The organism is Rhizobium sp. F40D2, from assembly GCF_051810745.2.
GTDB lineage: Bacteria > Pseudomonadota > Alphaproteobacteria > Rhizobiales > Rhizobiaceae > Rhizobium.
The window spans coordinates 136,048-148,231 of record NZ_JBPWQX020000004.1 but is presented as its reverse complement, the minus strand read 5'-3'; the positions used below and the strand labels follow the sequence as shown (position 1 = coordinate 148,231).

At 58.2% G+C, this 12,184-nt stretch carries 14 protein-coding genes and 1 pseudogene; 10 read left to right on the top strand and 5 right to left on the bottom strand.

Annotated elements, in window-relative coordinates:
* The first annotated feature begins 4 nt into the window (after window positions 1-4).
* Window positions 5-583 (top strand): GNAT family N-acetyltransferase, encoded by a 579-nt coding sequence (locus tag ACS4RS_RS29310; protein WP_439012612.1) that lies wholly within the window; start codon window positions 5-7, stop codon window positions 581-583.
* Window positions 584-795: 212 nt separating this feature from the next.
* Window positions 796-1,236: a baeRF12 domain-containing protein gene (locus ACS4RS_RS29305; protein WP_439012483.1), complete on the top strand. Its 441-nt coding sequence runs from the start codon at window positions 796-798 to the stop codon at window positions 1,234-1,236.
* Between the two features lie 169 nt (window positions 1,237-1,405).
* Here the strand turns inward: ACS4RS_RS29305 and ACS4RS_RS29300 are convergent, their stop codons facing one another.
* The 3 genes from ACS4RS_RS29300 to ACS4RS_RS29290 form a co-directional block, all read right to left on the bottom strand.
* Window positions 1,406-1,930, bottom strand: a complete 525-nt coding sequence (locus tag ACS4RS_RS29300) for an Hsp20 family protein (RefSeq protein WP_439012611.1) — start codon at window positions 1,928-1,930, stop codon at window positions 1,406-1,408.
* A 160-nt stretch (window positions 1,931-2,090) separates the two neighbouring features.
* Entirely contained in the window at window positions 2,091-4,694 is a 2,604-nt protein-coding gene (gene mgtA / locus ACS4RS_RS29295; RefSeq protein WP_439012482.1) for a magnesium-translocating P-type ATPase, read from the bottom strand.
* Between the two features lie 74 nt (window positions 4,695-4,768).
* Window positions 4,769-5,476, bottom strand: coding sequence for a CBS domain-containing protein (locus ACS4RS_RS29290; RefSeq protein ID WP_439012481.1), 708 nt, complete (start codon window positions 5,474-5,476; stop codon window positions 4,769-4,771).
* On the opposite strand from ACS4RS_RS29290, the gene ACS4RS_RS29285 reads away from it, so the two are divergent.
* Window positions 5,454-5,726 carry a hypothetical protein gene (locus ACS4RS_RS29285; RefSeq protein WP_439012480.1) on the top strand — a complete coding sequence of 91 codons (273 nt, stop codon included), beginning with the start codon at window positions 5,454-5,456 and terminating at the stop codon, window positions 5,724-5,726. The two genes, ACS4RS_RS29290 and ACS4RS_RS29285, sit on opposite strands and share 23 nt — an antisense overlap.
* 307 nt (window positions 5,727-6,033) lie before the next feature.
* Here ACS4RS_RS29285 and ACS4RS_RS29280 read toward each other — a convergent pair.
* A pseudogene (locus tag ACS4RS_RS29280) lies at window positions 6,034-6,278 on the bottom strand (hypothetical protein); the annotation flags it as partial.
* 329 nt (window positions 6,279-6,607) lie between these two features.
* Here ACS4RS_RS29280 and ACS4RS_RS29275 point away from each other — a divergent pair.
* The 3 genes from ACS4RS_RS29275 to ACS4RS_RS29265 all read left to right on the top strand — a co-directional run bounded on the left by ACS4RS_RS29275 (window position 6,608) and on the right by ACS4RS_RS29265 (window position 9,848).
* Complete coding sequence (locus tag ACS4RS_RS29275; RefSeq protein WP_439012478.1) at window positions 6,608-7,438, top strand: universal stress protein; 831 nt, start codon at window positions 6,608-6,610, stop codon at window positions 7,436-7,438.
* A gap of 134 nt (window positions 7,439-7,572) precedes the next feature.
* Complete coding sequence (locus tag ACS4RS_RS29270; protein WP_439012477.1) at window positions 7,573-9,117, top strand: AAA family ATPase; 1,545 nt, start codon at window positions 7,573-7,575, stop codon at window positions 9,115-9,117.
* Window positions 9,118-9,476: 359 nt separating this feature from the next.
* Window positions 9,477-9,848, top strand: coding sequence for a hypothetical protein (locus tag ACS4RS_RS29265; protein ID WP_439012476.1), 372 nt, complete (start codon window positions 9,477-9,479; stop codon window positions 9,846-9,848).
* A gap of 185 nt (window positions 9,849-10,033) precedes the next feature.
* Here the strand turns inward: ACS4RS_RS29265 and ACS4RS_RS29260 are convergent, their stop codons facing one another.
* A complete protein-coding gene (locus ACS4RS_RS29260) occupies window positions 10,034-10,984 on the bottom strand; it encodes an IS481 family transposase (protein WP_439012475.1) in 951 nt (316 codons plus the stop codon).
* Between the two features lie 139 nt (window positions 10,985-11,123).
* Between ACS4RS_RS29260 and ACS4RS_RS29255 the strand changes: the two genes are divergently transcribed.
* The 4 genes from ACS4RS_RS29255 to ACS4RS_RS29240 are packed head-to-tail and all read left to right on the top strand — an operon-like array spanning window position 11,124 to window position 12,150.
* Complete coding sequence (locus ACS4RS_RS29255) at window positions 11,124-11,435, top strand: trypsin-like peptidase domain-containing protein (RefSeq protein WP_439012610.1); 312 nt, start codon at window positions 11,124-11,126, stop codon at window positions 11,433-11,435.
* A complete protein-coding gene (locus ACS4RS_RS29250; RefSeq protein WP_439012609.1) occupies window positions 11,353-11,586 on the top strand; it encodes a trypsin-like serine protease in 234 nt (77 codons plus the stop codon). Before ACS4RS_RS29255 ends, ACS4RS_RS29250 begins: the two co-directional genes overlap by 83 nt.
* Complete coding sequence (locus ACS4RS_RS29245) at window positions 11,583-11,966, top strand: PDZ domain-containing protein (RefSeq protein WP_439012474.1); 384 nt, start codon at window positions 11,583-11,585, stop codon at window positions 11,964-11,966. Before ACS4RS_RS29250 ends, ACS4RS_RS29245 begins: the two co-directional genes overlap by 4 nt.
* Complete coding sequence (locus ACS4RS_RS29240) at window positions 11,953-12,150, top strand: PDZ domain-containing protein (RefSeq protein WP_439012473.1); 198 nt, start codon at window positions 11,953-11,955, stop codon at window positions 12,148-12,150. Before ACS4RS_RS29245 ends, ACS4RS_RS29240 begins: the two co-directional genes overlap by 14 nt.
* The last annotated feature ends 34 nt before the right edge of the window (window positions 12,151-12,184 follow it).

Below are 12,184 nucleotides of genomic sequence, written 5' to 3'. Positions count from 1 at the left end.
CGACATGGATAACGGCAATCGACGAGGAGGCGCGTCGGTTTCTGTCACTGGCGAAAACACCGGTGCCGGAGGCATTTATCTTCGCACGCGTACCGGCCTCTCGCTTTACGTGCGTCCGGTCCGGCACGATGATGAACAGGTGCTTGCAGAATTCTTCAAACATCTGACGCCGCAAGATCTGCGATTCCGTTTCCTGGGCGGCATTCACGAAGTGAGCCACGAGCGGCTGATTTCGATGACCCATGTGGACCATCGCCGTACAGAGAACTTCCTCGTCTTCTCCGAGGGAGGAAAGGTCCTCATCGCTTCCGCAATGCTCGCCCGCAATTCTTCCGGGACCGAGGCCGAAGTGGCGATTGCCGTTCATGCCGACTACAGGCACAAAGGAGTTGCCTGGGAAATGCTTCGTCATGTCGCAAGAGACGCGGAGGCCAAAGGTGTCAAGATACTGCAGTCGATCGAAAGCAGGGAGAATCACGAGGCGATAGAGCTGGAGCGGGAGCAGGGCTTCGTCGCGAAAGCTTATCCCGACGACGAAACCCTGGTTTTGATTCAAAAGGAGTTGCGGCCATCCAACGCATAATTCCCTGAATCAGAATGATCTAAGAAATGATTTATCAAGCGGATTAAGAGGTTGGTGCGTGCTTTTTCATGTCTGAAAACATGCGCGATTCTGCAGCGGTCGGGATGGATGGCGTACTTCGCATAACTCTCTCCACGTGGATTGACACTGATCAAATATCGCTTTTTGCACGCGGTTATTCTGGAGATCCATCAATGAAGAGGATGAGTATTATGAACAGCAACATCATCGCTTACAACGCGTGGGTGCTCGTCGCGGATTCTAAGAAAGCCATGCTTCTGCGAAATGTCGGAACCGCTTTCAAACTCACTCTCAAAGTCGAGCAGGTGATCGAGGCGCCGCACAATGCTCCTGCCCGCGAACAGACAGACAGGCCTGGTCGTACTGCCAGCGGCAGCCATCGCAGCAGCCTCGGGCAGACCGATTATCACGATTTGGAAGAACATCGGTTTTCATCCATGGTCGCCGAAAAGCTGGAGGCGATCTGCACCGACAATGACATTCACAAGCTTTTCGTGGTCGCTCCCCCGAAAGCACTTGCAGACCTGCGTCGCGCCATGTCCGACACGGTCCGGAATTGCGTCGTAGCGGAATACGACAAAGATCTCGTCAACCTGCCGGTCGATGAGATCGAGAAGCATCTGGCGTCCTGAGAGATAAATTGCGACCGGACGGCGGTGGGTCTATCATCGCGCTTCTGTTTTCCAAGGCCTGGCAGTCGTCTCGGCATCGTGCGATCAAAGATAACGTCGCTGCGACTGCGCCTTCAGAAGCTTTCAGAATAGGCGCACCGACACGTGCGCCCGTCTGCAACGTGCGGATTCAGGCGGCCTTGATTTCCACTTTGCGCTCGTTTTTCTTGGCCTCGGGTCTCTTTGGAAGCTTCACCCTCAGAACGCCCTTCTCGAAGACGGCTTCCACCTTATCGGCGTCGACCTCATCCGGGACCCGGAACGTTCGCTGGAACGAGCCGTAGCGCCGCTCGGAAAGATGATATTCCTTCCGCCTGTCTTCCTTTTCCTCCTGCTTCTCGCCGCGGATCGTCAGGCAGCCGTTCGAGAGTTTGACCTCGATATTCCTCTCATCGAGACCGGGCACTTCCGCGGTCACTTCGAAGGCGTCTTCCCTCTCGATCACGTCGACCGCCGGAGCGATGATCCATCCATTCAGCGATGGGAAGCCGCGCGCGAAGGGAGACCTGTCGGACGATCGCCAGGAAGATGGCACGAAATCGTCGAAGAGACGATCGATCTCCGTACGCAGTGCCTCGAACGGGGTCCAGATTCCTGCCGACTGGGCCGCCTTGTCTTCGCTTTTGACGGCAAGCTTTTTCGCATCTGTCATGATTTGTCTCCTGCCTAGCAAGAAGGAGGCCGCATCGAAGTGTCATGCGGGGGTCGGTGCGGCCGGTCGGCTCGTCATCGAGCCTTCCCAATTGAACGCCGTGCGGGGCATGTGGGCATTGACGCGCATCAAGCTCTTCGTTTGCGAACCCTCGGAATCTGCCTCAGACGCGCGGTGGTAGGAGATGCCGCGATGCTTGGCGGGAACGTCGCCCCGGATGATGCCGTGCCCGGTCCTCACGTTCGAAGAACCAGTGTTTCGCACGCTCTGATGCCAGCAGATACATCATGCTGATCGCGACGAGGCCGAGGATGGTGGGAAGGGGCAAAGGAACAAAACCGAACCAGCTCGCGACCGGCAGGAAGGGCAGCGCGAAGGTCAAAGTCACAATGACAACAGACAGGGCGATGAGCAGGCGCGACGGCCGGCTCAGCCAGAATTTTTTCCGCGTGCGGATGATGAAAACGATCAGCAGCTCCGTCAGCAGCGATTCGACGAACCAGGCCGTCTGGAAGTGCTGTTCACCGGCGCCGGTCAAAAAGATGAGGAAGCCGAAGGTCAGAAGGTCGAACAGCGAACTGATCAGGCCGAAGGTGACCATGAAACGCCGGACCGACCCGATCTCCCAATGACGCGGCCTGCGCCTGTCCGCCTCGTCGACATTATCGGTGGCGATCGCGAAGGAGGGGATGTCAGAAAGGAAGTTGTTGAGCAGGACCTGCTGGGCGAGAAGCGGTAGGAAGGGGAGTGCGACCGAGGCGAGCGCCATGCTGATCATGTTTCCAAAATTGGCGCTGGTGGTGATCGAGATATACTTCATTGTGTTGGCGAAGGTGGTTCGTCCGTCGTCGACGCCTTGTACCAGCACGCCGAGATCGCGTTTCAGCAGGATCATGTCGGCGGCTTCCCGCGCCACGTCCACAGCACCGTCGACGGATATTCCGATATCGGCCTCATGCAGGGCAGGGGCGTCGTTGATCCCGTCGCCGAGATAGCCGACGACGTGGCCGCGCGACCTGAGTGCTCTTACGATGCTTTCCTTTTGATTGGGATCGATTTCGGCGAAGAGGTCGGTATGCGCAGCCTTTGCCGCCAGGGCCTGCGACGAAATCTGCGGCAGATCCGCCCCTGTCAGAATCCGGCCGGACGGCAGTCCGATTGAGGCGGCAAGGTGGGCCGCGACGTAGCGGTTGTCACCCGAAATTATCTTGATCGTCACGCCGCGTCTCGCCAGTTCGGCAAGGCATTGCTGAATTCCCTGTTTCGGCGGATCGAGAAAAAGCAGAAAGCCTTCGAAGCAAAGGCCGGCTTCATCCGCGCGCCCGGATGGGCCGGCGGAAGTCAATCGCCGCGTGGCAAGGCCGAGGACCCGAAATCCCTGCTCGCTCCAGTTTCGGAACTTTTCCTCGATCGAACCTCGTTTCTCCGTGTCAAGGGAGACCTCCTTTCCGTCGGTGCGGACCCTGGCGCAAATTTCCAATACGTTGTCGATCGCTCCCTTGCAGATCAACACCGTCTCTCCTTCCGGAGACGTGACGACCACCGACAACCGCTTTCGAGTGAAATCGTAGGGTATTTCGTCGCGCTTGACGAAGGATTGTTCGCGCGTATCGGTCGCCGTGGCTATGATGGCTTCGTCCAGTGGATTGGCCAAGCCGCTTTGCAGGGTTGCGTTGAGGCGGGCCAGCAGCAGAACGTCGTCGGATCGCTGCCCGTTCGCATCCATGCAGCCATCAAGATTAATGACACCCTCAGTCAGTGTTCCGGTCTTGTCGGTGCAGAGAATATCCATACTGCCGAGATTCTCGATCGCTTCAAGCCGACGGACGATGACACCGTTGGCTGCCATGGCCCGGGCGCCGCGAGCAAGCGTCACGCTGATGATTGCCGGCAGAAGCTCCGGTGTCAGGCCGACCGCGAGCGCCAGGGAAAAGAGAATTGAATCAATCAGCGGCCGTCCAAGCAGCGCATTGGCGAAGAAAACCAGGATGACCATGACGAACATGATCTCGGTCATCAGCAGACCGAAACGCCTGATGCCTTGGGAAAATTCCGTCTCCGGAAGCTGCCGTTCCAGGGTCGCGGCGATCGATGCGAATTCCGTGTGGATGCCGGTCTTGACTGTCAGGACAGAGGCCGTGCCGCTGCGCACCGACGTTCCTGCGAAAACACTGTTGCTGCGCCGGGAAAGGGGTGCCTCATCTTCCGCAACGCCCGGCGTTTTGACGACCGGGAAGGTTTCTCCGGTCAGCACGGCTTCGCTGACGTTGAGATCGCGCGCTTCCAGAACGATGCCGTCGGCTGGGATCAGGCTGCCGGCGGAAAGACGCAGAACATCGCCCGGCACGACTTCATCGGCGCGGACGGTGATTTCGGCGCCGTCTCGCACGACGACCGTTTTCTGCGACAGGCGCTGTTTGAGCTTTTCCGTTGCCTTTGAAGCCCCGTACTCCTGAAGGAAGCCGAGAACGCAACTAGCGAGCACGATAAGCGAGATGATGATCGCCTCATGCCCTTCGCCCATGGACGCGGAAATCGTCGCGGCCCCGACGAGGATCAGTACCAGCGGGCTGCGGAATTGTCGCCAGAGTACCGCGAGCGCCGAAAGACTCCGCTCCTGGCCAAGGGAGTTGGGACCGATATCCTTTAGTCGTCGCGCTGCATCGGAAGCGGAGAGGCCTCCCCGTGAGGTGTGCAACTCAGCCAAGAGTGACTCGGCCGGTACCGACCAATAGAGCGGCGTTCCGTGAGAAGAGACCGTGTCCATTTCCGAATCCTTCTCCACGAAATTGCAAGAGATTCCATGCAGTCCTCAACGGAGGCGGACATTTCAAATGCTCGTCAAAGATAGAAGCCGGGGGGCGGCACCGGCATATCAGGGGGTGCGACGACCTGGACCCGGTTATCCACCCGCTTCACGCCGGCGGTATTTTCCGCCGCGACCTGCATGGCATTCTTCTCGCGCAGATCGAGCACTCGGCCTTCGAGCGTGACCACGCCGTCGGCGACGCGCAGATTGACGGAATCTCCCCATTTCTGTCGCGCCAGCTCCGCTTCCAACGCATTTCGGATGTCGCTATCGGCTCGTTCGGCGTGATAACTGGTAACGTCGCGGACGAGCGCTGCCATGATATCGAAGCGGGTAACGATCCCGATGATTTCATCGCCTTCGACCACAGGAAGGCGTTTAACATTTTTCTCGGCCATAAGCTTGGCGGCGGTTTCGACGGATGCATCCGGCTGAATGGTCGCCGCCGGAGAGGACATGACTTCTGCGACGTCATTTCCGAAGCTTCTTGCATATTCTTCTGCAAGGCGACCGCGAGAAGAGAAAAATTCGCGCCAAAGGCCGTGACGAGCGTCGGTGTGGATTTCCCCGCGTTGCAGGAAATCACTTTCACTGATGATTCCCAGCAGGCGTCCCGCGTCATCGACGACAGGCAGGCCGCTGATGCGGTGATCCAGCATCGTGTTGGCGGCTTCCCAGATCTTTGCATTGGGCCCGATCGTCGTCGGGCTAGGAGTCATGATCGATCGAACTTTCAGCATTTTTCAGCCTCCTCAACTGAAAGCAGGATACGGCCGCTTTGCCGGCGTTTCGTTGATCGTCGTCAATTGGGATCGCCGCAGATTCACCGGCGGCATTCATCTCAACGATCTGCGGAAACCACGCAACGAGAATGCGAACAGCACGACCGCGATCCCCGCAAGCCCTGCTATGCACGCTCCGAATGTAGCAGTGCCTCGTAACTGTGCGCGACGGAACGGCCCGATCGCTCCAGGTGCCGATTTCGACTGAATGGCCACACGCCCATTGTGACTGAACCGTCGCACATGCGCCGGTCGAGGTCGGCCTAGTCACTGGTCGGCGATTGCACGATGAAATAGCTGGAGCCTCGAATGTCTGCCACATATTCGCGACTGTCAACCGTGTCGCCCCGATCTAGCACGGCGAAGGCCAGGTCCTTGACCTTCATGTTGATGCCAGTGGCCCTGGTCGGCCCGTCGCGTGAAATGGCGCTTCCTTCCGCTGGCGCCGGCAATTACGTCTTGGAGATGGCTGATGAAGGCGTATCGAGTGGGGCTCCGCTGCGGCAGACGCGCTACGCATCGGGCGTATCGGTTACCAGAACGCGGCTGGCACGCATCAGCAATATTTGGTCCCAGCGTACCGCGTCGTCCATGAAGTGCGTGGACATAAAGATTGTGGCTCTCTCCTTGCGAGACAGCTCGATCACGGCTTCCCAAGCGCATCGCGGGCGATCGGGTCTACCCCAGATGTCGGTTCGTCGAGGATGAGCAACTCCGGCCCACGGATCAAGGCGATCGCCAGCGACAACCGCTGCCGAATGACGAATGCAGAAGATGTTCGGGTAAGCATCCCATGACGTCGTTCAGGCATAAGCGATGCCCCAATTCCTCCTCCGTATAGCGATCTCGCCGACGAGCAAGCCGAAAGGTCAACTTTCCAATAGCCGTTCAACGGGCACTCCTGCTGCCGAAGCCGGGAAAAACCTTCTTCATCCGTTTCGACGGCTCCACCTTGACCGCGATCAATCTTGAACGGCTCCATGGATCTTTCGGCACGAAATTGCCTTCAGTTGACACAGATCATTGCGGCATCCGGCCAGCGCCGTAGCCTCGGTCACTGGAGCAACAAGCCAAACCAAGGGGTTCGCCATGACTTTGAAAACTCTTCTCGCAATTGTCGGGGCCTCAGACTCCGGCTCGGATATCAGAAGCGCGATCGAACTTGCGACCGAGCAAGAGGCCCACCTGTCCATTCTGGTCGTCGGCGCATCTTTGCAGCCGATAAGCGCAGATTATCCCATCGCTTCCGCTTGGATCGAACAGATGGAGGAGGAGATGAATGTCTTGCAGCTGATCGGGCGACAGGCGGAAGATCTATGTCAATTGAGCGACATTTCCTTCGATGTCGACTGCCTCTACGAAGACCTCTTCATCCTGCAGAAAAACATCGGCATGCGGGCCATGTATGCGGATATCGTCGTGGTTGGCCAGGGCTTGCGAGGCGACACCGGACTGCGGCGAGCCGTGGTGGCGGCAACGGCATTCGATTCTGGAACGCCGCTTCTCCTTGTTCCCAATAGCGGTAGCGCAAGCCTGAAGCCGAAGAGCGTGCTGGTTGCCTGGAATTCGCGCCCGGAAGCCACCCATGCCGTCAAGGCAGCATTGGAAGTGCTGATGAAAGCGGATGCCGTACAGCTTGTGCTTGTCGATCCCGACATTTCCTACTTCAAGAACGGCGGTGAGCCGGGTGCAGACATTGCGGCCTTTCTGGCGCGTCATGGTGTCAAGGTCGTCGTAAAGCAGCTGGCGAGCAGCGGTCGCACGACCGAGGACGTTCTTTTGCGTCACGCCCGCGAGCTCGGCTGCGATATGATCGTCATGGGAGCCTACGGCCATTCCCGGCTCCGCGAGCGGATATTCGGCGGCGTGACGGCCTCCGTCCTTGAAGACTGCAACCTCCCGGTCTTCATGGCGCGATGAGCGGACGAGAAATTCGTTAGACGTCGACTAAGTTTAGCCAAATGGACGCTGATGCGCGTCCACCCGCGTTGGTCTCCATCAATGCACCGGATCGACGATAGGTGAACATCCTAGGATCAATTGAGGAGATCGTCATGCTTGCGCAGGATCAGTCCCAGGTGCGCACCTATCTTGAGAAGGTCTTGCGCCGAGATGAACATCCGGTCGAAGTGATCGATACGCATATCTCCACCATTTTCCTCTCCGGCGACCGTGCCTACAAGATGAAGCGGGCCGTGAAATTGCCATATGTCGACTTCGCCTCAACCGAGGCCAGGGTGGCGGCATGCCGCAAAGAGCTCGAATTGAACGGCGTTACCGCACCAGAAATATATCTCGCAGTCAGACTGATAACGCGCGAGCCGTCCGGTGATTACGCCATCGATGGGATCGGCGAAGTGTGCGAGGCCCTGGTCGAAATGCGACGCTTCGATCAATCGGCGCTGCTTGATCGGGTCACCGTGTCAGGAGCGCTGACATCTTCGATCGTCGATGCCATGGCAAAAACGGTCGTGGGGTTCCATCGCCAAGCACCAGTGTCTCACGCGCTCTCCGGACGGTCCAACGTGGCGGCTGTTTTGACGATCAACGACGCGGGTTTTGCGACAAGCAAGATCTTTCCGCCGGAGCAAGTGCGACAGCTTACTGCGATCTTTTACGAACGTCTGTCGGGGCTGGCCGAGCTGCTGGATGAGCGCGAGCGTGAGGGCAAGGTCCGCAGATGCCACGGCGATCTTCATCTTCGCAACATATTCCTGTTCCGAGGCGACCCTTGCCTGTTCGATTGCATCGAATTCAATGACGAGATCGCCACGATCGATGTGCTCTACGATCTTGCGTTTCTGGTGATGGACCTCTGGCATCGGCGGGAGAAGGCACTCGCGAACCGGTTGATGAACCGGTATCTCGACGAGACCGACGACGAGGAGGGCTTCCGGGCGCTGCCGTTTTTCTTGGCGCTCCGAGCGGCGGTCAGGGCTCACGTAACCGCTACGCAGGCTGAAAACCTCAGCGGAGATCGAAAGCTTTCGCTCATCGAGGAGGCGCAATCCTATTTCGAACTCGCGCGTGCGCTGTTGCAGCCTGTAGCGCCTCGGCTCGTGGCCATCGGCGGTCTCAGCGGATCGGGCAAAACGACGCTTGCCGAAGCCCTGGCTCCGCTGATGGGCGCCGGCCCCGGCGCGCGGATAATTGAAAGCGATAGAGTGCGAAAGGCCATGCATGCCGTTCCGCCTGAAACCAAATTGCCGCCGGCAGCCTACAGGCCGGAAATCTCCGCGAAGGTTTATCGTCAGCTAGCCTGGCGCGCCCGCTTCATTCTGAACGGTGGCGGTTGCGTGGTCGTGGATGCAGTCTTCGACAAGCCGCGCAACCGTCAGATGATCGAGGAAGCGGCTGACATTGGAAGCGATCGCTTCCAGGGCATTTGGCTTGAAGCCGATCCGGCGGTCCTGCGGAAGCGAGTTTTTAGCCGGCCACACGGCGTTTCGGATGCGACCGTTGATGTGCTTGAGGAGCAGCTTGCGCATGACATGGGTGAGATGAACTGGAAGGTGCTCGACGCCAGCAAGCAGCCCGAGGCTCTCGCGCACGAAGTTCTCTATCCGGCTGCCGAGGATGCATTCAATGCGTCGATCTGAAGATGGACGCGTGAGTGGTCGTTATCCGGTTGAGGACGGGCTGCCGACAATTCGGATAAATGCATGCAGACATATTGCCGAGATTAGATCTCGGCATGCCTATTCGGCGACAGTTGATCCTCTGCGTACGGCGAGCCCCTTCCGCCCGTTTAGTGAAGTCATCTTCGCGCGAATATGGCCTCCCGCGCATTGCACTCAATCACTAGGCTCATGGGACGCAACTGGTCGCATTGGTGCGGGACCCACCGGGCCGCATTTTGGCAGCCATCCGGCTCTGTTTTGCCGGAACCTTCTTGATGCAGATCAAAGATATCCCTGCCGTGCGACGATAGCCTTGAGCAAGACGAGAGGAGTCTGCCATGTTCAACAACACGCTTTTGATGCCCAATCAGGCAATGCCCGCGACCGCAAGAAGCCTTTTCCTCACGCAGTGCCGCCTGAACGTCGAGGCGTCCAAGACGGTGCTGCGTTACCAAATCGAACTCCTGAGGTTCTGTAGTCATCAGCTTCAACGCTACCAAACTTTCCTGGACGACCTTGTCGAGAGCTTTGACTTGAACGATACGTTCGAGGTGGTGGCCGATTTTACACAGAACGCCTTGGCCGAGGCGCCGCAAGAGTCTGCGCGATTGGCGGGAATGGCGTCGAGAATGGTCTCGGCATCGGCAAAGGTCGTGCGCGAATTGGCCGATGAGACCGTCGAGGACATGGGCGCTCGTACATGCTCTTGAGATAGCCTCAAGACCCCTCGCCACCTGATAAGAAAGGTTTGAGCCGCGCTCGCTTCTCCCACGCAAGGAACGCTGCCGGCCGGCAGCGGCGGGCGATGAGGGGCGGCGTCACCGGAAGCAGCCCTAGAACCGAATGATCCTAGGCCGAGCGGTCCAAAATCTGAATACTATCCTCAATCCAAGGGTTAGGTGTTTAGTCCCGGCATTTGATGGATGGGATCGATGATGAATCGATCTGGCTCCAAAGTCCATCGTTTGCAGATGAACTCGTAAGGCGTGAGGCCCTTTAGCGTCTTGAGCCGGCGCCCGAAATTGTAGGCGTCGATAAAGTCGGCCAGATGTTTTTTCAACTGCGCATGATCGTCGTAGTGGAAGCGCTTGACGGTCGCCTCCTTGATCGTTCGGTTCATCCGTTCGACCTGTCCGTTGGTCCAGGGATGCTTCACCTTGGTCAGGCGATGCTCGATGCTGTGATCGTCGCAGACCCAGTCAAAGATGTGCTGAATGGCATTTCGATCACAAGCTCGGTTGGTGAACTGAATGCCATTGTCGGTCAAAACGGTGTGAATGGTGTAGGGCACTGCCACGATCAGATTGCGTAAGAACTGGGCGGCATTCATCTTGCCGGCTTTGGTGTAGAGTTCTGCGAACGCGAACTTGGATGTTCGGTCAATTGCGACAAAGAGATAGAGCTTGCCCTCGGCCGTCTGCACCTCGGCAATATCGATGTGGAAATAGCCGATCGGATAACTTTTGAACTTCTTCTTCGGTTCCTTGTCGCCTCCGACCTCCGGCAGACGTGAAATGCCGTGGCGCTGCAAACACCTGTGCAACGACGAACGCGTCAGATGTGAGATGGTCGGCTGAAGAGCGTAGAGGCAATCATCGAGCGGCAGCAGTGTATGCCGGCGGAAGGCGACGATAACGGCCTCTTCTTCGAGGGAAAGGGTCGTCGAGTGTGGGTCCTTCGGGCCTGTAGGAAGGTCGACCAACGATGTCCGCTTCTTCCATTTTGCTACGGTTTTCTGGTTGATCCCGTATCGCTTCGAAAGCGTTCTCAGGCTCTCTTCACTATTTTGTATTGCTCGACGGATTGCCTCTGTCGTCGTGGCGCTCCCGTGTAGAACCTGGCCCATAGTGCGTCCCTCCATGCCAAGGAAAATATTGCACCATCAAATGCCGGGACTAAACAGACAGACCTGACGCCTCCGCCCTCGCCGGAAGCAGGGCTGCCGCTACGACGTAGATGAGGAGGCTGATCAGGACGCAAACAAGATCGAGGTCGCCCTCGCCGATGGACCGCATTATGAAGCTGAGCTCGTTGGGACGGACGTGGAAACCGATGTCGCCGTCCTGCAGATTCCTCCGACCACTCTGATCCAGGCAAAATTCGGAACTGCGTCCTCACTGGAGGTGGGAGACGTTGTGGTGGCGATCGGCAATCCCTTCGGGCTCGCGCAGACAGCGACGATGGGCATCGTCAGCGCGCTCGGCTCGAGAAGGCCTGGGAACGCAAGGCTACGAGAACTTTATTCAGACGGATGCTTCGATCAATCCAGGCAATTCCGGCGGTGCCCTTGTGAATGAGGATGGCCTGGTTGTCGGCATCAATAGTGCAATCATCGGGCCGGCGGGTGGCAGCGTCGGCATTGGCTTCGCCGAGCCTGCCGAAACCGTCGAGGCCGTCATGCGGCAGCTCATACTGCATGGGAAGATCATCAGGGGGAACTGGGTGTGACAGCGCAGGACCTCACGCGGAGCCTAGCGATAGCGTTCAACGTCGACGCAGGGCCGGGAGCGTTGGTGAACGAAGTCAGGCCAGGTTCTCCCGCCGAGGCCGCCGGCATTCGCCCGGACGATACGATCCGATCTTTAAACGGAACGATCGTGCGGAGCGCGTCAGACCTTCATAAAGTGGTCGGTACGTGGCTCGAGGGCGCTCGTTTAGATCGATCGGGCAGGCGAGCGAGGCAAAGACATTTCGATCCTGATTGCAGCAGCATCCCCGGACGAGCAGACCGCACCGCAGACCGTCCGTATCGAGCGGGGGCCTTTTGCAGGTGTCGAGATCGAAGACAATCCCGACCGACACGGCGTGAGGGTCGTGGTGGTCACTGATGATACGACGGCTGCCCGGGCAGGACTCCAGCCCGACGACATGATCATTGCGCTCGACCGCAAGCCGGTTTCAGACATCGAGGGGGTCGTCAGTCTGCTGGCTCAGGAGGAACTCCGCTCCCTCGTTACGATCCGCCGATCAAATCATCAATTCTTCATGGCTCTGGATACACAGACCCAGTGATGGATCCAGGCACATCTCGGGTTCTCTTGACCGA